This window comes from Aeromonas sp. 159 (assembly GCF_963862045.1).
Taxonomy (GTDB): Bacteria; Pseudomonadota; Gammaproteobacteria; order Enterobacterales; family Aeromonadaceae; genus Aeromonas; species Aeromonas veronii.
In genome coordinates this window covers 1-16,354 of the sequence record NZ_CAWLMI010000075.1, presented here as the reverse complement: position 1 = coordinate 16,354, position 16,354 = coordinate 1, and the positions used below count along the sequence as shown (strand labels likewise).

The 16,354-nt window shown below is 61.2% G+C and carries 19 protein-coding genes; 13 read left to right on the top strand and 6 right to left on the bottom strand.

Features of this window, described 5'->3' with window-relative positions; genetic code table 11:
• Window positions 1–20: 20 nt before the first annotated feature.
• The 3 genes from acuI to AACR14_RS13310 all read left to right on the top strand — a co-directional run bounded on the left by acuI (window position 21) and on the right by AACR14_RS13310 (window position 1,671).
• Window positions 21–1,001: an acrylyl-CoA reductase (NADPH) gene (gene acuI / locus AACR14_RS13320; RefSeq protein ID WP_019446527.1), complete on the top strand. Its 981-nt coding sequence runs from the start codon at window positions 21–23 to the stop codon at window positions 999–1,001.
• Window positions 1,002–1,075: 74 nt separating this feature from the next.
• Window positions 1,076–1,201, top strand: coding sequence for a hypothetical protein (locus tag AACR14_RS13315; protein WP_005339521.1), 126 nt, complete (start codon window positions 1,076–1,078; stop codon window positions 1,199–1,201).
• 137 nt (window positions 1,202–1,338) lie between these two features.
• On the top strand, window positions 1,339–1,671 hold the full coding sequence (locus tag AACR14_RS13310; protein WP_005339523.1) for a DUF2799 domain-containing protein: 333 nt from the start codon (window positions 1,339–1,341) through the stop codon (window positions 1,669–1,671).
• Window positions 1,672–1,691: 20 nt separating this feature from the next.
• Here the strand turns inward: AACR14_RS13310 and AACR14_RS13305 are convergent, their stop codons facing one another.
• Window positions 1,692–1,856 carry a hypothetical protein gene (locus AACR14_RS13305; protein WP_005339525.1) on the bottom strand — a complete coding sequence of 55 codons (165 nt, stop codon included), beginning with the start codon at window positions 1,854–1,856 and terminating at the stop codon, window positions 1,692–1,694.
• 112 nt (window positions 1,857–1,968) lie between these two features.
• Window positions 1,969–2,403 (bottom strand): flagellar basal body-associated protein FliL, encoded by a 435-nt coding sequence (locus AACR14_RS13300; RefSeq protein ID WP_005339527.1) that lies wholly within the window; start codon window positions 2,401–2,403, stop codon window positions 1,969–1,971.
• Between the two features lie 145 nt (window positions 2,404–2,548).
• Here AACR14_RS13300 and AACR14_RS13295 point away from each other — a divergent pair, with 145 nt between their 5' ends.
• Together AACR14_RS13295 and ubiA are read left to right on the top strand one after the other, a co-directional pair.
• Window positions 2,549–3,085, top strand: coding sequence for a chorismate--pyruvate lyase family protein (locus AACR14_RS13295; protein WP_005339534.1), 537 nt, complete (start codon window positions 2,549–2,551; stop codon window positions 3,083–3,085).
• Window positions 3,082–3,951 carry a 4-hydroxybenzoate octaprenyltransferase gene (gene ubiA, locus AACR14_RS13290; RefSeq protein WP_019446526.1) on the top strand — a complete coding sequence of 290 codons (870 nt, stop codon included), beginning with the start codon at window positions 3,082–3,084 and terminating at the stop codon, window positions 3,949–3,951. Before AACR14_RS13295 ends, ubiA begins: the two co-directional genes overlap by 4 nt.
• A 69-nt stretch (window positions 3,952–4,020) precedes the next feature.
• On the opposite strand, the gene plsB is transcribed toward ubiA, so the two are convergent.
• Window positions 4,021–6,444: a glycerol-3-phosphate 1-O-acyltransferase PlsB gene (plsB, locus tag AACR14_RS13285; protein WP_019446525.1), complete on the bottom strand. Its 2,424-nt coding sequence runs from the start codon at window positions 6,442–6,444 to the stop codon at window positions 4,021–4,023.
• A gap of 204 nt (window positions 6,445–6,648) precedes the next feature.
• On the opposite strand from plsB, the gene lexA reads away from it, so the two are divergent.
• The 4 genes from lexA to dinF all read left to right on the top strand — a co-directional run bounded on the left by lexA (window position 6,649) and on the right by dinF (window position 10,172).
• The gene (gene lexA, locus AACR14_RS13280; RefSeq protein WP_005339540.1) at window positions 6,649–7,272 is read left to right on the top strand and encodes a transcriptional repressor LexA; all 624 of its coding nucleotides are present in this window, start codon (window positions 6,649–6,651) and stop codon (window positions 7,270–7,272) included.
• Window positions 7,273–7,756: 484 nt separating this feature from the next.
• The gene (locus AACR14_RS13275) at window positions 7,757–7,972 is read left to right on the top strand and encodes a hypothetical protein (protein WP_019446524.1); all 216 of its coding nucleotides are present in this window, start codon (window positions 7,757–7,759) and stop codon (window positions 7,970–7,972) included.
• Window positions 7,973–8,181: 209 nt separating this feature from the next.
• Window positions 8,182–8,808 carry an SCO family protein gene (locus AACR14_RS13270; RefSeq protein WP_005339543.1) on the top strand — a complete coding sequence of 209 codons (627 nt, stop codon included), beginning with the start codon at window positions 8,182–8,184 and terminating at the stop codon, window positions 8,806–8,808.
• A gap of 2 nt (window positions 8,809–8,810) precedes the next feature.
• Window positions 8,811–10,172, top strand: a complete 1,362-nt coding sequence (gene dinF / locus AACR14_RS13265; RefSeq protein WP_019446523.1) for an MATE family efflux transporter DinF — start codon at window positions 8,811–8,813, stop codon at window positions 10,170–10,172.
• A gap of 13 nt (window positions 10,173–10,185) precedes the next feature.
• Here dinF and trmL read toward each other — a convergent pair whose 3' ends face one another.
• The 3 genes from trmL to AACR14_RS13250 all read right to left on the bottom strand — a co-directional run bounded on the left by trmL (window position 10,186) and on the right by AACR14_RS13250 (window position 12,772).
• Window positions 10,186–10,650 (bottom strand): tRNA (uridine(34)/cytosine(34)/5-carboxymethylaminomethyluridine(34)-2'-O)-methyltransferase TrmL, encoded by a 465-nt coding sequence (gene trmL, locus AACR14_RS13260; RefSeq protein WP_005339545.1) that lies wholly within the window; start codon window positions 10,648–10,650, stop codon window positions 10,186–10,188.
• Between the two features lie 74 nt (window positions 10,651–10,724).
• Window positions 10,725–12,095 carry an ATP-binding protein gene (locus tag AACR14_RS13255; protein ID WP_005339547.1) on the bottom strand — a complete coding sequence of 457 codons (1,371 nt, stop codon included), beginning with the start codon at window positions 12,093–12,095 and terminating at the stop codon, window positions 10,725–10,727.
• On the bottom strand, window positions 12,077–12,772 hold the full coding sequence (locus AACR14_RS13250; RefSeq protein WP_005339549.1) for a response regulator: 696 nt from the start codon (window positions 12,770–12,772) through the stop codon (window positions 12,077–12,079). The genes AACR14_RS13255 and AACR14_RS13250 overlap by 19 nt, the downstream gene beginning before the upstream one ends.
• 85 nt (window positions 12,773–12,857) lie before the next feature.
• Here AACR14_RS13250 and fieF point away from each other — a divergent pair, with 85 nt between their 5' ends.
• From fieF to AACR14_RS13230, 4 genes are all read left to right on the top strand, one after another.
• Entirely contained in the window at window positions 12,858–13,769 is a 912-nt protein-coding gene (fieF, locus tag AACR14_RS13245) for a cation efflux pump FieF (RefSeq protein WP_005339551.1), read from the top strand.
• Between the two features lie 8 nt (window positions 13,770–13,777).
• The gene (cysE, locus tag AACR14_RS13240) at window positions 13,778–14,557 is read left to right on the top strand and encodes a serine O-acetyltransferase (RefSeq protein ID WP_019446522.1); all 780 of its coding nucleotides are present in this window, start codon (window positions 13,778–13,780) and stop codon (window positions 14,555–14,557) included.
• Between the two features lie 20 nt (window positions 14,558–14,577).
• A complete protein-coding gene (locus AACR14_RS13235; protein ID WP_019446521.1) occupies window positions 14,578–15,858 on the top strand; it encodes a hypothetical protein in 1,281 nt (426 codons plus the stop codon).
• Between the two features lie 246 nt (window positions 15,859–16,104).
• A complete protein-coding gene (locus AACR14_RS13230; RefSeq protein ID WP_005339554.1) occupies window positions 16,105–16,314 on the top strand; it encodes a cell division protein ZapB in 210 nt (69 codons plus the stop codon).
• Window positions 16,315–16,354 lie beyond the last annotated feature (40 nt).

The window sequence follows — 16,354 nt, the reverse complement described above, 5'->3', positions numbered from 1 at the left end:
ACGTCATCAAAGAGGCAACCATGTTCAAGGCTCTGTTACTGGAAAACCAAGACGGCAAGACTGTTCCGACTCTGACCCGGCTGGCCGAGAGCCAGTTGCCGGAAGGTGAAGTGCGGGTAGCGGTCGCTTACAGCTCCATCAACTACAAGGACGGGTTGGCCATCACCGGCAAGGGCAAGATAGTGCGCCAGTGGCCGCTGGTGCCCGGCATCGACTTTGCCGGTACCGTGCTCGAGTCTGCCGACAGCCGCTATCAGACCGGCGACAAGGTGGTGCTGACCGGTTGGGGCGTCGGCGAAGGGCACTGGGGCGGCATGGCCGAACAGGCGCGGGTCAAGGGGGACTGGCTGGTGCCGTTGCCCGCTGGGCTGGATGAGCTCCAGGCCATGTGCATCGGTACCGCCGGTCTCACCGCCATGCTCTGCGTGCTGGCGCTGGAAGAGGCGGGCATTACTCCCGAAAGCGGCGAGGTGCTGGTCACCGGCGCGGCTGGCGGCGTGGGCTCCACCTCGGTTGCCCTGCTGGCAGCCCTTGGCTATCAGGTGGCGGCGCTGACCGGTCGTCTGGAAGAGCAGGGCGCCATGCTCACTGCGCTGGGTGCCAGCCGCATCGTGCCGCGCAGCGAGCTGCTGGTGCCTGCCAAACCGCTGGAGAAGCAGCTGTGGGCCGCTGCCATCGATACCGTCGGCAGTCAGGTGCTGGCCAAGCTGCTGGCCCAGATGAACTATGGCGGCGCTGTGGCGGCCTGCGGGTTGGCGGGCGGTTTCGATCTGCCGACCAGTGTGATGCCCTTTATCCTGCGCAATGTGCGGTTGCAGGGGGTCGATTCGGTGATGTGCCCGTTTGAACGTCGTCAACTGGCGTGGCAGCGACTGGCACGGGATCTGCCCGCCAGCTTCTTTGAACAGGCGGTTACCGAGATTGGGCTGGAGCAGGTAGTGGAGGCCGCCGAGGCCATCACGCAAGGCCAGATCGCCGGTCGCACTCTGGTCAAACTTTGAACTCCCTCTGACTGGCGAGCCCGACAATTCCGGATAAAATTGGAGTGCGGGTGAACTATCCAAGGAGAGTGAAGATGGGTGGACACAAGCCGGATTACGACTCCTCTGATGATGACTGGGAGCCGGATTCCTGGGAAGAAGAGCTGGATCAGTGGGAAGATGAAAGCTGGCAGGATGATGACACTTTCGATGACCAGTGAACCACGGCATTGAACGAACAGGCGGGCTTTGGGCCCGCCTGATTTTTTTGCCGCGCTCACATGGCTGAGCGTTCGTCCTTGGTCAGGGGCGGGCCGCTGGGTAGAATGAACTGCCCAAATGACGCTCAAGGATGACTATGCGACTCACCATCATATTGTTGGCTGCCCTGCTGGGTGGCTGTGTCTCCAACGATGATCCCTGCGAGAAGGTATGGAGTGAGGTGGGGGAGGCGGATGGCAAGCTGGGCTTCACCACCGAGCGGATCGAGTTCCATCAGGGCCAGTGTGGCAAGAAGGTGGATGCCGAACTGTGGAAGCAGGGACATCAGAAGGGATTGGCATGGTATTGCCGCCCCGAGCATCTCTATCTGGCTGGCCGCTCAGGCGAGGAGTATCGCGGCGTTTGCCCGAATGATACCCAGGCACGCAGATTGTTCGAACAGGGGCGTCAGGGGTGGACCGATCAATAACGCCCTGACAGGGAGGGGCGTTACTCCTCTTTCAAACGCAGCGGCTGGCAGAGGTAACCCTTGTCATTGGCACTGCGGGCGCACTTGCTGCAGACAAACTTGGGTTTGCGGACTATCTTGCGCAACGCCTTGAGATCGGTGGGGATCTCGTGGCGGCGCCATTCACACAGGGTTTTGCTGCCCATAACGACTACCTCTACGACTTGACGGCCGTATTGTAATCGATTTTCATTTCGAATAAACCGGCAAAGCTCGCTTATTGGCCGATATGCCAATAAGCGATTGTTTCGGGAGGGATTACTGGTAGAGGAACTTGGTGAAGATAAGCTCGCGCACCGCTTTCTTGCCGGTCTCTTTCACCAGCAGTTCGTTGACGGTTGTCTCGCACTCCTTGCGCAGCTCTTCTCGGTTGGTCAGGGACTTCACTTGATCGGCATTTTTGCTGCCAATCAGGCGGATGATGGCATCGCGGATCAGCGGGTCATGCTGCTCCAGCAGCTTGAGATCGGCCTCGTTTTCCGCCATCAGCTCTACCGTGACCCGGATATAACCGAGGGTTTTGCTATCACTCAGGTAGTTGGTGATGATGTCGGGATCGAGCGCGTGGTAGGAGAAACCAGGCTTGGCAGCCCCCTCTGCGCCCTCGGCGGGCGGCTCATCTTCAGCCAGAGCTTGCTGCTGCAGGGCGCCACAGCTCAGTAACAACACCAGCAGAATTTTGAAGATCTTCATATAGATGGCTCATCAGCAAGAGATAACCCATTTTTGATGTTGCCATCGGGGCCGTCAAGCACGGATGTTCTTACATTTCGCTATTGATTTACGGATAATAAACCGGATTTTAACCTGAACACGGAAATCTCTGGATGGTGAAGCTGTGAAGTCCGAGTTGACTGTTCCCCTCACGCCGTTAAGCGGGTGGCTCGCTCCCGAATGTTGTGAATTGCCTGCCAGCTTGCGCCCCTGGCTGCTGGAGCCCGGCTCCATGACCCGGCGGCTGCGTCAGCACAATCGCCACTTTTCGGTGGAGTGGCTGGGCAATCACCCGGTCGCCCTTACTGCCGATGAGCAGTGGCTGGTGGATTCGGCCTCGCCGGCCGGCACCTGCCGCGAGGTGATCCTGCACGGGGATCGTGGGCCCGCCGTGCTGGGCTGGACCCTGTTTGCCGATGACGCATTGCAAGGGAGCGGCATTGCCGAGCTTGGCGAGCAGCCGCTGGGTGAGCGGGTATTTGGCCATGAGCCTGCCCGCCGCGATCATCTGCAACTGGCCCGTTTCGATATTGCCGCCAATCCCCGTTGCCCGGCCGCCACTGTCTGGGGGCGTCGTTCCCGTCTGTTTCTGGGGCAGTGGCCACTGCTGGTGCACGAGCTGTTTCTGCCCTCTCTCGTCTGTGACAAGGAGCTGGAGTGAATCTGTTAACCAAGGAGCGGGGACTTGCCTATATGCAGTTGGCCCGCGTCGACAAACCCATAGGTACTCTGCTGCTGCTGTGGCCAACCCTGTGGGCGCTCTGGCTGGCCGCTGGTGGCCTGCCCAATCTCTGGGTGCTGACCGTGTTTGTGGTCGGCGTCTTTCTGATGCGCTCGGCAGGGTGCGTGATCAACGACTATGCGGATCGCAACTTCGACGGCCATGTCAAACGCACCGCTGGTCGCCCCTTGCCCACGGGCAGAGTCAAACCGTGGGAGGTGCTGGCTCTCTTCTTCGTGCTGGCGCTTATCTCGTTTGGTCTGGTGCTGACCATGAATCCGCTCACCATCGGCCTGTCGTTTGTCGCTCTGCTGCTGGCGGTGAGCTACCCCTTCATGAAGCGCTTTATCTCGAACCCCCAGCTGGTGCTCGGGCTGGCCTTCTCCTGGTCGATCCCGATGGCCTATGCGGCGCAGGCAGATGCCCTGCCGCTGGTGGCCTGGCTGCTCTTCTTCGCCAACCTGCTCTGGACCGTGGCTTACGACACCCAGTACGCCATGGTGGATCGGGATGATGACCTCAAGATCGGCCTCAAATCCAGCGCCATCCTGTTTGGTCGTTACGACAAACGGATCATCGGCGCACTGCAACTCTCGACTCTGCTGCTGTTGCTGGCGGTCGGGCAGCTGATGACGCTGGGGGGCTGGTATTACTGGGGATTGCTGGGGGCTGCGGCGTTGTTTGTCTATCAGCAGCGGCTCATTCGCGAGCGGCAGCGGGAAGCCTGCTTCCAGGCGTTTCTCAACAACAACTATGTGGGGGCGCTGGTGTTTGCCGGTCTGGTGCTCGATTACCTGCTGGCGTGACATGTTCCCGCGCAGACTCCGATAAAAAAGAAGGCCGCATGATGCGGCCTTCTTTGTTTGCGTTGCAGATCAGAGCTGATTGCCTGCCTGAATGGTGCGGCGGATCTTGTTGCTCAGCAGCGGCACTATATTGTCGGCCAGCGCCTGGAAGCGGCCGAGATCCGGCTTGCACTCGGGAGAGAGGTAACCCTCTTTGCGCAAGGTGTGGATCAGGGTGCTGAACAGCTTCTGGTCGAAGAACTCGGGGGCGTTGATGCCGTGCAGGGTGCCGAGGCGCTCTGCCATCATCAGGCCGTCCGCTTCCAGTTGTTCCGCTTCGATATGAGGCTGGGCCAGTACCCGGGTCAGCACGATGGCGTAGCGTTGCAGGGTCTCCTGAATGCTCTCCGCCAGCAGCAGCAGGCGCATCTGGTTGGCCGGATTGACCCAGTAGCCGTCATCGCGGGTCTCGATCAGTTGCTGGGTCTGCAGCGCGTCGAGCAGGCTGTCGACCAGCGCCGGCAGCTCCTCCTCTTCATAACGCAGGAACAGCTCGGTCTTGAGCAGCGGATAGATGTCGATGCAACGGGCCATGATCTCGCTGCGGGAGATCCCTTCGCACCGTTCGATCAATGCCGCCACCAGAGAGGGCATGGCGAACAGGTGGAGGATGTTGTTGCGGTAGTAGGTCAGCAGGATCGCCTGATAGCGGTCGAGACTGATGATCTGCCCCAGCTTGTCCTCGCTCACCTCGAACTTGTTGAGCTCCATCGCCTGATCCAGCAGGGTCTTGGCATCCTCATCCGGAATGGTGCTCTGCGGGCTGTAGGGCACCGCCTTGAGCAGATCCAGATAGGTGTTGAGCTGGGCCTGCAACTCGTCGCGGGTCAGGGCGTGGCGCTCGGCGGCCAGCAGCGCCAGCGCGCTCAGGGTCAGGCCGTTGACCGCGGCAGCGCCGTTGATGCGGGTCATCAGCAGTTCGGCCAGATTGTTGACGGTGCCCGCCATCCACTCCGGACGCTCCTCTTCCCCGATGTGCTTTTTCCAGTCGGGGATGTGTTCGCTCAGGTAGCTGTTGAGAGTCAGCGGCTCGCCGAAGTTGACGAAGCCACGGCCGTAGTTGCGCAGCTTGCGCAGGATGCCGAGCACCTGCAGGAAGCTCTCTTTCTCCTTGCGGCTGCCCTTGAGCTCGTTGTGGTAGGTGTTCACCTCCATCACGTGCTCGTAGCCGAGATAGACGGGCACCAGAGTGACCGGTCTGTCCAGCCCGCGCATCATCGCCTGCAGAGTCATCGCCAGCATGCCGGTCTTGGGTGGCAGCAGGCGACCGGTACGGGAGCGACCACCCTCGGTGAAGAACTCCACCGAGTACCCCTTGGCAAACAGTAGGTTGAGGTATTCCCGGAATACCGTGCTGTAGAGCGGGTTGCCCTTGAAGGTGCGGCGAATGAAGAAGGCGCCGCCGTGGCGGAAGATGGGGCCCGCCGGCCAGAAGTTGAGGTTGATGCCTGCCGCGATATGGGGCGGCACCATCCCCTGGTGGTAGATGACGTAGGAGAGCAGCAGGTAGTCCATATGGCTGCGATGGCAGGGGACGTAGACGATCTCGTGCCCTTCCTGCGCCAGCTGGCGCACCTTCTCGGCGCCATTGACCGACAAACCGCGGTAGAGCTTGTTCCACAGCCAGCCGAGGAAGCTCTCACCCAGGCGGATCAGCCGGTAAGAGAAGTTGGAGGCGATTTCGTCCATGTAGCCATGGGCACGCTTTTGCGCCTTCTCGAGGCTGATCCCCTCGCGCTGGGCCTCCTCTTCAATCGCCTGCTGGATCACCGCGGAGTCGAGCAACTGCTTGAACAGCAGGTTGCGGTTCGGCAGTTTCGGGCCGGTGGCAGCCAGCTGCTGACGGCTGAAGTGGGTACGGGCCACTCGCGCCAGCTTGTGGGCGATCGCCTCGTCGGTGCCGTGCTTGTCCGCCATGTAGCGCAGGGAGAGCGGCGGCGAGAAGCGCACCAGATTCTCGCGACCCTTGAGGATCACGATAAGCGCCTTCTTCAGCCGGTTCGGCGCCAGGCTGCTGATGATGTTGAGGCCGGAGGCTTCTTCCCCTTCCCGACCCGGAGCGCGGCCCCAGAACAGGGTGACGGGCACAACCTGGATATCCAGCTCGGGATCCTGCTTGTGCAGATCCAGCAGCTGGTGGAACTCCTGCAGGAAGGGGAGCGGTTTGCTGCGTTTGCCAAACAGGGGAGGCGGACGATCCAGACAGACATAGCGCGGCAGCAGCTGGCCGTTCAGTTCCAGCGGCGTGAAGGGGCCGGGCAGACCGAGATCCTCGCAGCACTGCTGCAGGGTCATCAGGTCGGTGATCGAACTGGTTTTCAGGGCATAGACGATGGGTCTGGCCGGATCCAGATTGAGTTCTGTGATGGGATTTTCCGGCAGGCTCTTGTGATTGACCAAGCCGCTGACCGGCCATTGCAAGATGGCTCTGGAAATCTTCTGTCCTAGGGACATGTGCGTCTGCTCTCCAAAAAAATGCGGCGTGAGCATAGCAAATCGACAGCCCCTTGTCGCCGAGAGGTACGATGAGTCAGCTGCGCAGGATCAAAACAGCAGTAAATGAGGGGTTGGTTGCGACAAATGTCAGCTGCGCCTTGCCTTGGCCACTGCACTGTATATACTGCCAGTGTGCTGTATAAAAAGACAGGTGCCAATTCTATGAAACCCCTTACCCCCCGCCAGGCCGAAGTGCTGGAGCTGATCAAGGTGAACATGAGCGAGACCGGTATGCCGCCGACTCGTGCCGAGATTGCCCAGAAGCTTGGTTTCAAGTCGGCCAATGCGGCCGAAGAACATCTGAAGGCCCTGGCCAAAAAAGGGGTCATCGAGATCATGCCGGGCACGTCCCGCGGCATTCGCCTGTTGCTCGAAGAGGAAGAGGTGCTGGAAGAGAGCGGCCTGCCGCTCATCGGCAAGGTGGCTGCCGGTGAACCCATCCTGGCGCAGGAGCATATCGAGAGCCACTACCAGGTGGATCCAGCCCTGTTCCACCCGCGGGCAGATTTTCTGCTGCGGGTGCAGGGGATGAGCATGAAGAACATCGGCATTCTGGATGGCGACCTGCTGGCTGTGCACAAGACTCAGGAGGTGCGCAACGGTCAGGTGGTGGTGGCTCGTCTCGATGAGGATGTCACCGTCAAGCGCTTCCAGCGCAAGGGCAGCCAGGTGTGGCTGCTGCCGGAGAATGAAGAGCTCTCCCCCATCGAGGTGGATCTCTCCTGCCAGCAGCTCACCATCGAAGGGCTGGCGGTCGGGGTGATCCGCAACGCCGACTGGATGTAATCATCCCCGCCAACTGCGTTTGCCACACGGCCTCCTTCGGGAGGCCGTGCTGTTTCTGGCGCACTTTCCCTGTCATATCAAACAGATCATCGGCGACGGCATTTTTGTCCTGCGCGACCGGCTACCAATCATCCATTTCAGATATATGCTCAGATCAGTGCCCTGTCGCCGAGACAGGGCTTGGCACCTCCCTCTGACCATCACAATACGTCGGTACGGGAGGGCCGGTAACAACGAGAATCGGGCTGTACACCTTCACGGGATATGAAGGGGGAGTGGGGAGATCCCGAGCCTTGTCAGGCAAAGGGGACCACTCGTAATGGTTGCAGATAGTCGTGACGGGCCTGTTCCCAGTTCAGGCCGACGAAGCAACATGACCTGTCGGTCAAGGAGGACTGGTATGGCATCAAGATCGCCATGGGATTCAGAGGCTGGGGCTGCGCCAGCGGAATCGTCAATCACCCGTTTTGTCAAAGGTAGCCGGATGACCTGGTTTTACGGTCTCTGGCTGCACCATCGTGGTTCGCACTGGACGCTCTGGCTGGGATGCCCGAAAGAGAAGGTGGTGCGTCTGGTGCTGCTGTTCAAACGGGGTCACGGTGATCGCCAGGGGGAAGAGGGCTGGCTGGCCCCCGTGATTCCCATCGGCGTGCGGGCCATCGGCAAGATGTTGCAGCAGGGGCGTAACGCTCGCCCCTGAGCAGAAGAGACCAACAAATCCATCCATAACCGGCACCCGAGGGGGCCGGTTTTTTTATGGCCGCAACTGGCGATTAATTATGCCAAATGGTCGACTCCTGACAGGGCGTTGCACAAGGTTGAAACACCTTGGCGGCTCGCTGGGGTACAATGCCCCCTCTTGTCCGGTCACTGCTGGCCATCTGCCTCGAACTGAAAGGGTCTCTTGTTATGATGAAGCTCCGCTATCCCCTGCTCTTTCTGCTGCTGACAGCCTGCCTGATCCTGGTGTTCTACGCCACGCAGCCAGAGCAGCCGGAACAGGCCGACTACTATCCAGCGGGGCGGGACATCAATGATTTCGCCTTTACCGATGCGGACAACCAGCCGTTCACTCCTGCCAACCTGAAGGGGCACTGGACCTTCCTGTTTGTCGGTTACACCTTCTGCCCCGATATCTGCCCCACCACCCTGGCAGATATGCGTTCTGTCTATGACCAGCTGAAGAAGATGGCGCCCGACAGTCAGGTGGTGTTTATCTCGGCGGATCCCCAGCGTGATGATATTCCACGTCTCAAGACCTATACCGCCTTCTTCAATCCCGAGTTCAAGGCGGCCACCGCCCCCCACGACAAACTGTTCCCGTTCGTGCGCAATCTGGGGCTCATCTACTCCATCGCCAATCAGGGGGAGAAGGATTACCTGATCGATCACTCCGCCTCCATCGTGCTCATCAATCCCAAGGGCAAGCTGCAGGCGGTATTCCGCCCGCAGGTGGCGCCGGGTCAGGTGCCCCGGGTGCAGATGGCCACCATGCTCTCTGACTTCGCCCGCATTCTGAAGCTGGCAGGCCACTGAGCGTGACCCCAGCTGTTGCCCCCTGGTGGCGAGATCCCTCTCGCCACCGCGCCGTCTTTGCGCTCGCCCTGCCCATGGTTTTCTCCAATATCACCACCCCCTTGCTGGGGCTGGTGGACACCTGGGTGATCGGTCATCTCGGTCAGGCCTGGTTTCTGGGGGGCGTTTCGGTCGGTGCGACCCTGATCAACCTCATCTTCTGGTTGCTCGGCTTTTTGCGGATGTCGACCACCGGCCTGACGGCGCAGGCGCACGGCGCCGCCGACGGTCGTGCTCAGCTCGATACTCTGCTGCGGGCGCTGGGGCTGGCCATTGCTCTTGGCCTGGCGCTGCTGTTGTTGCTTTTCCCCCTGTTGCCACGACTGATCGCTCTGAGTGGCGGCTCGCCCGAGGTGCAGCTCTATGCGGGCCAATATGTGGCGGTGCGGATCTGGAGCGCCCCGGCGGCGCTCTGCAATCTGGTGGTCATGGGCTGGCTGTTGGGGATGCAGGATGCCCGCAGCCCCATGGTGATGCTGATCCTCACCAATCTGGTCAATATGGCGCTCGATGCCCTGTTTGTGCTGGGGCTCGGCTGGCAGGTGCGGGGTGTGGCGGCGGCCTCGGTCATGGCGGACTACTGTGCGCTGGCAGTCGGGATCTGGCTGGTACGCCGTCAACTGCGGCAACTGGCACCGACGGTGTGGCAGGATGGCTGGCAGCGCTGGCGACAGCTCGCGCCCATGGTGCGGCTGCTCGGCCTCAACCGCGATATCTTCCTGCGCTCCCTCTGTTTGCAGCTCTGCTTCGCCTTCATGACTCTGCAAGGGGCGCGGCTGGGGGATGTGGCGGTGGCCGCCAATGCGGTGCTGCTCAACTTCCTGATGCTTATCTCCTACGGACTCGATGGTTTTGCCTATGCGGTGGAGGCCATGGTAGGACGAGCCATCGGTCAGCGGGATCGGCATAAACTGCGGGAGGCCATCGTGCTCAATCTGGGCTGGGCCGCCCTCATTGCCAGTGGTTTTACCCTGGTGTTTGCCCTCTTTGGTGCCCACCTTATCGGCTATATCACCGACATTCCGGCCGTGGTAGCGGAGGCACATCGTCAGCTTCCCTGGCTGATCGCCATGCCCTTGCTGGCGGTCTGGTGCTTCCTGCTGGATGGCGTATTTATCGGGGCGACCCGGGCGCGGGAGATGCGCAACAGCATGTTGTTGGCCGCGTTTGGCGGCTTCTTCCCGATCTGGTGGCTCTGTCAGTCGTGGGGCGTGGCCGCGTTATGGGCGGCGATGGCGGCGCTGATGGTGGGGCGCGGTCTGTCGCTGGGGGTCACTTGCTGGCGGCTGGAGCGCAGCGGGCATCTGCTCGACGCCCGCCACTGATCATCGGTGGCGCTTACATGGCACCGTCGTAGCCGAGCTGGCGCCAGCTCTCGTAGACAAAGACAGACACCGCGTTGGAGAGGTTCATGCTGCGGCTCTGGGGCACCATAGGGATGCGCAGCCGCTGCTCGAATGGCAGGCTCTCGATGATCTCGATGGGCAGGCCGCGACTCTCCGGGCCAAACAGCAGGGCATCGCCAAGGGCATATTGTGCTGCCGAGTGCGCGGTGCGGCCCTTGGTGGTGCAGGCAAACACCCGCTTGGGCGCCACGGCAGCCAGAAAAGCCTCATAGCTTGGCCAGCGCTTCACCTCGGCAAATTCGTGATAGTCGAGTCCCGCCCGCTTTACCCGCTTGTCATCCCACTCAAATCCCAGCGGCTCGATCAGATGGAGCCGGTAACCGGTATTGGCGCAGAGCCGGATGATATTGCCGGTGTTGGGCGGGATTTCCGGCTGGTAGAGGACGATATCGAGCATGACGAGCTCCTGCAAAGAGATGTAAAGCCAAGAAGGGGCGCCAGCATACCCAGCGCCCGTCCGGATGAAAAGGATCAGGCGATGGGCAAGCGGATGGTGATGGTTAGCCCGGTCGGGTGATTGTTGCTGGCCGCAATGGTGCCGCCGTGGCGCTGTATTGCCTCCGAGGCGATGGCCAGCCCCAGCCCGGTACCGCCAGTTTTGGCGTTGCGGGCATCATCGACCCGGAAGAAGGGCTGGAACAGCAGCGCCTGCTGCTCGTCAGGCACGCCGGGGCCGTCATCCCGAATGGTCATCACCCACTCCTGCCCCTCCCGATACCAGTCCACCTTGATGAACTCGCGGGCATATTTGAGGGCGTTGCGCAGGGGGTTCTCCACCGCCCGGGCCAACAGCTCTGGCCACATCTGGATCGACTCTGCGGGCAGCGGCGGCAGTCTGAGTTGTTTGCCGCTCTGATTCGCTTCGAACATGGCATCTTCGAGGATGGGTTCCAGCAGGTCGGCCAGCGGGTGCACCACCGGTGCCTCCACATGCTGCTGCACCCGCGACAGATCCAACAGATCGCCGATCAGCTTGTCCAGCCGTCCGATCTCCGATTCGATCCGCGCCAGCTCGGCGCTGTCACCCTGCTTGCGGCGGATCAGCGCCTGCGCCAGTTGCATCCGGGTGAGAGGACTGCGCAGCTCGTGGGAGATATCGGAAAGCAGCTGTTTCTGCTTCTGGATCATGCTCTTGAGCGTCTCCACCATGCGGCTGACGTTATCCGCCAGCTGGCCAATCTCGTCGCCCCGTCCCAGGTTGGGGATCTGTACCTCCAGATTGCCGGCCGCCAGTTGGGAGACCGATTTCTGCAACTGCAGGATGGGGCGGGTCAGCCGCCAGGCGAGCAGCAGGCAGAGCGGGGTGCTGACCAGCATCGAGATGCCCAGAATGCGGATCGGGTGATCCAGCACCTGAATGAACAGGAACAGATAGGGGTTCTCGGCATTGAGGCCGAAATAGACGTGATAGCGATGGCCGTGATGCTCCATCAGGAAGGGGCCGGCGATCGCCTTGCGATCCTCGTTGCCCAGCATGGGGTTGGCCGGGTCATCGGCATCCACCATAAAGCGCACCACGAACTTGCGCGGATGGGTGGTGGACTGGATCTGCCCCTTCTCGTCGCGCAGGTAGACGTTGTCCACCGGCAGCATGGCGATCTTGTCCATCGCCTTGGCCAGATCGAAATCCTGATCCGGCTCGGCAGCGTTGAGCAGGGCCTGCACGTTGTTCTGCATCCGAGCGACTTCGTGGGTCGGCAGCGGGATCTGGTTGCGGGGATCTAGGGTCGGCAGGCTGATCACGGCGGCCAGCATCACCAGCAGCATGAACCAGAACCAGAGGAAGATGTGGGTCGAGATCCCGTTAAGGGAGTTGATGCGCTCTATTCTTGCTCTAGCCACAGGTAACCGCGCCCCCGTACGGTTTTGAAGCGGGGCTGGCCATCGGTGCGGTCCGGCAGCTTCTTGCGCAGGTTGCTCAGGTGCATGTCGATGGCCCGATCAAAGGGCTCCAGCTTCTTGCCCAGCACCTGCTCGGAGAGGTGGCTCTTGCTGACGATCTGGCCGGGATTACGCAGCAGGCACTCCAGCAGGCCAAACTCGGTGGCGGTCAGCTCCAGCAGCTGTTCGCCGCAGCGGGCCTGTTGCAGGCCGGGTTGCAGCACGATATCCATGAAGTGCACTTCGTCGGAGGAGTTGCCGCGCTGGGGCGGGGCGCTCTGGGTACGGCGCAGGATGGCGCGAACCCGGGCCAGCAGCTCCCTGTCGTCGAACGGCTTGGCCAGATAGTCGTCGGCGCCCGCTTCCAGACCGTTGACCCGATCCTGGCTGTCACCGCGGGCAGTCAGCATCAGCACCGGGGTGTCATGGGTCTTGCGCAGCTTGGTCAGCATGGCAAAGCCGTTGAGCTTGGGCATCATTACATCCAGCAACACCAGATCGAAGCTCTGCTCCGCCAGTCGTTGCAGCCCCTCTTCACCATCCTCGGCGACCGTGACCTGAAATCCCTCCAGGGTCAGAATTTCGGTGAGCAGTTGGGTCAATTCAAGATCGTCGTCGACCAGGAGTATTCTGTTCATCTGGTGTTATTCCGCAGATTTTCGCGCCAAACTGACGCCGGGGTCAGGGTATAATAAGTTTTTCATCGCCAGAGGAAAGCCGGTTTTGAGCCATCAACAATATTCCCGTTGGGTGACCTTTGCCAGCATAGCGGCGGTCACCACCGCTACCTTGCTGATCATCGGCAAACTGATCGCCTGGCTGATGACCGACTCGTCGACCCTGCTGGCGTCGCTCACCGACTCCTTCATGGATGTGAGTGCCTCCATCATCAACCTGCTGGCCATTCGCTATGCGCTTGCCCCCGCCGATGACGAGCACCGTTTCGGCCACGGCAAGGCGGAGTCGCTGGCGGGCCTCATCCAGTCGGCCTTTATCTCCGGCTCCGCCCTGCTGCTGGTGATGCACGGAATTTCATCCCTGCTCAATCAGGCGCCTATCCTGCGGCTGGAAGCGGGTCTCTGGGTCAGCGGCGGATCCATCGTGCTGACCCTGCTGCTGGTCAGCTTCCAGAGTTTCGTTATTCGCAAGACCAACAGTGTGGCCATCAAGGCCGACATGCTGCACTACCGTTCCGATCTGCTGCTCAATGCCGGTGTCTTGCTGGCGCTGGTGCTGGCGGGGCAGGGGTGGTACTGGGCCGATGGCCTGTTTGCCATCCTGATCGGGCTGTTCCTGTTGTGGGGGGCGGGACACATCGGCTACGAGTCGGTGCAGGCCCTGCTCGATCGTCAGTTGCCAGCGGAAGAACAAGCGAGAATAATGGCGCTCTGCTGTGCCGTAGAAGGTGTACACGGCGTACATGACCTGCGCACCCGTCAATCCGGGCCGACCCGATTCGTACAGTTGCATCTGGAACTGGATGATCAGATCCCCCTGGTCAAGGCCCATCAGATCGCCGATGAAGCCGAACTGGCGGTACGCCAGGCATTCGAGCGGATGGATGTCATCATCCACATGGACCCCATCTCGGTGCTGACAAAAGAACAACAGAGCCCTCACCCAGAACAACAGTAGGCTGCAACATGGATGAACTGGTTGCCAAAACCTGGCACAAAATTCAGCAAGAAGCACAGTGCATGGCGGCCCAGGAGCCGATGCTGGCCAGCTTCTTCCACTCCACCATTCTCAATCACAAGAATCTGCGTTCGGCCCTCAGCTTCCAGCTGGCCAACAAACTCGACAGCGCCACCATGCCCGCCATCGCCCTGCGCGAGGTGATCGAGCTGGCCCTGCGCAGCGAGCCCGAGTTGCTGACGGTAGTGGCGGCCGACATCTGCGCTGTGCAGGAGCGCGATCCTGCGGTCGATCTCTTCTCCACCCCGCTGCTTTACCTCAAGGGGTTCCATGCCCTGCAGGGCTATCGGGTCGCCAACTGGCTGTGGCGTCAGGGGCGCCGCTCGCTGGCCCTCTATCTGCAAAACCAGATCTCGGTGGTGTTCGGGGTGGATGTGCACCCGGCCGCCCGTATCGGCAAGGGGATCATGTTTGACCACGCTACCGGCATAGTGGTGGGCGAGACGGCGGTAATTGAAGATGATGTCTCCATCCTGCAGAGCGTGACCCTCGGCGGTACCGGCAAGGAGAGCGGCGATCGCCATCCCAAGATCCGCGAAGGGGTGATGATAGGGGCGGGCGCCAAGGTGCTCGGCAATATCGAAGTGGGCGTGGGTGCCAAAATCGGCGCTGGCAGCGTGGTGATCAACCCGGTACCGCCTCATACCACGGTCGCTGGCGTACCCGCCAAGATCGTCGGCCGTCCGGAGTGCGACAAGCCTTCACTGGATATGGATCAGTGTCTCTGATCTCCCGGCCGGAGTAGTCGATGGCCAAACGCTGGTCGGGTTATCTGATCCTGGGGATGTGGCTGCTCAACCTGCTGCATCTCTATCTGGGACTCTCCCCCTGGCCAGCGGCCATGGCGGCCTGGGGGGCATCACTGCTCACCTGGCCTTGGCTGGTGGGTGCTGCCAAGCGGCAGGCGCTGGCCTTGTATGGCGCGGCGCTGTTGCTGCTCTTCTTCTCCTGGTGGCGGGGAGCGAGCCTCACCGCCGGTGACTGGCTGCTGCCCAACATCAATATGCTCACCATGTTTGCCGCGGTGAGCACCCTCAACCTCGCCACCTCGGGTCTCTTGACCGGCACCACCTCCTGGACCGGGCGAAAGGGGCTGTGGAGCACCATGGCCAGCCTCAATCTGCTTGGGGCGGTCATCAATCTCTCGGTGCTGTTTATCATCGGCGATCGGCTGGAGCGCAATGGCACCCTGGAGCGGCGTCAGGTGATGGTACTGAGCCGGATCTTCTGTGCCGCCGCCTTCTGGTCACCCTTCTTTGTCGCCATGGCGGTGGCGCTCACATATGCGCCGGGCTTGCAGCTCTCCCATATTCTGCCGTTCGGGATCCTCGCCGCCTTGCTGGCGATGGGACTGACCGCCTGGCAGGTGGAGCGGATCGGGGTGGCCGACTTTGCCGGTTATCCGCTGCGGTTGCAGACTCTGGGGCTGCCGGTCACGCTGGCGTTGCTGGTACTGCTCATCAAGCAGGTCTGGCCCCAGCTCGGCATTCTGGCGGTGATCGCGCTGGTGGCCCCGCTGCTGGCGCTGCTCTTTATGCCGAGGGCCGGGCGCAAGGCGGCCCTCAAGCGGCAGGTAGTGGAGCGCTTCCCCGCCATCGGCGGTCAGCTGGTGCTGTTTCTGGGGGCCGGTTTGCTGGCGGCAGGCATCAACAGTGCGCTGTCGGTCATCGATCTCGGCGCTGGCCACGGCCTGCCACTGTTCAACCACTTTGGCTGGCTTGAGGCGTCCCTCACTCTGCTGCTGATCCTGCTGGTGGCCATCGTCGGGGTGCATCCGCTCATCAGTATCTCCGGGCTGGCGCCACTGCTCTGGCCGCTGGCGCCGGATCCCAGCCTGCTCGGCATGTGTTTCCTGCTGGGGTGGGGGCTTGCCACCGGTACCAGTCCGCTCTCCGGCTCCAATCTGGCGCTGGCGTCCCGCTACAACCTCCGTTCTGGGCTGATCCTGCGCTGGAACCTGCTCTACGGCCTGCTGATGTATGTGGTCGCCTGTCTGTTGCTGGGGGCTTATATCGCCTTGCATGGATAACGGCGGCGCCGTCAGGAGGGTGCAAATGATGCGCGGGCGGCGGGGTCTTTTACGCACGGTTCAGTGTGTTGTCGCGGCTCGGGCGCAGGATGCGAGAAAAATAGACGCATATTTAGACAATACATCTATGGAAGGCGCATTTTACAGCGCACTGGCTTGTTTGTGCCGATGCGCTCGGGGTATGCTGGCTTCACGCGCTTGAATCGCCCTCTGTGGGGCATCGCAATTGAACAAACAGGTATGCATATGTCACTAGAAGTCCTTGAGCAACTCGAATCCAAAGTACAATCCGCCGTCGACAACATCTCCTTGCTGAAGATGGAGCTGGACGAGCTGAAAGAGCAGAACAGCAAGCTGCAAGACGAGAACCATCAGCTGCGCAACGAGCACACTGCATGGCAGGAGCGTCTGCGTGCCCTGCTGGGCAAAATGGATCAGATGGGCGAAACCATCTAATTCATCGCCTTCAGGCAGAATTGAAAACGGGCCGCTCCAT

What these genes read in the sequence shown, in the direction of transcription:
- plsB (WP_019446525.1), bottom strand. Translation starts at nt 6,444, where the DNA reads ATGTCCCTAGGACAGAAGATTTCCAGAGCCATCTTGCAATGGCCGGTC.
- AACR14_RS13310 (WP_005339523.1), top strand. Translation starts at nt 1,339, where the DNA reads ATGCGACTCACCATCATATTGTTGGCTGCCCTGCTGGGTGGCTGTGTC.
- AACR14_RS13230 (WP_005339554.1), top strand. Translation starts at nt 16,105, where the DNA reads ATGTCACTAGAAGTCCTTGAGCAACTCGAATCCAAAGTACAATCCGCC.
- trmL (WP_005339545.1), bottom strand. Translation starts at nt 10,650, where the DNA reads ATGCTCGATATCGTCCTCTACCAGCCGGAAATCCCGCCCAACACCGGC.
- lexA (WP_005339540.1), top strand. Translation starts at nt 6,649, where the DNA reads ATGAAACCCCTTACCCCCCGCCAGGCCGAAGTGCTGGAGCTGATCAAG.
- acuI (WP_019446527.1), top strand. Translation starts at nt 21, where the DNA reads ATGTTCAAGGCTCTGTTACTGGAAAACCAAGACGGCAAGACTGTTCCG.
- AACR14_RS13315 (WP_005339521.1), top strand. Translation starts at nt 1,076, where the DNA reads ATGGGTGGACACAAGCCGGATTACGACTCCTCTGATGATGACTGGGAG.
- AACR14_RS13275 (WP_019446524.1), top strand. Translation starts at nt 7,757, where the DNA reads ATGACCTGGTTTTACGGTCTCTGGCTGCACCATCGTGGTTCGCACTGG.
- cysE (WP_019446522.1), top strand. Translation starts at nt 13,778, where the DNA reads ATGGATGAACTGGTTGCCAAAACCTGGCACAAAATTCAGCAAGAAGCA.
- AACR14_RS13305 (WP_005339525.1), bottom strand. Translation starts at nt 1,856, where the DNA reads ATGGGCAGCAAAACCCTGTGTGAATGGCGCCGCCACGAGATCCCCACC.
- AACR14_RS13270 (WP_005339543.1), top strand. Translation starts at nt 8,182, where the DNA reads ATGATGAAGCTCCGCTATCCCCTGCTCTTTCTGCTGCTGACAGCCTGC.
- AACR14_RS13235 (WP_019446521.1), top strand. Translation starts at nt 14,578, where the DNA reads ATGGCCAAACGCTGGTCGGGTTATCTGATCCTGGGGATGTGGCTGCTC.
- AACR14_RS13250 (WP_005339549.1), bottom strand. Translation starts at nt 12,772, where the DNA reads ATGAACAGAATACTCCTGGTCGACGACGATCTTGAATTGACCCAACTG.
- AACR14_RS13300 (WP_005339527.1), bottom strand. Translation starts at nt 2,403, where the DNA reads ATGAAGATCTTCAAAATTCTGCTGGTGTTGTTACTGAGCTGTGGCGCC.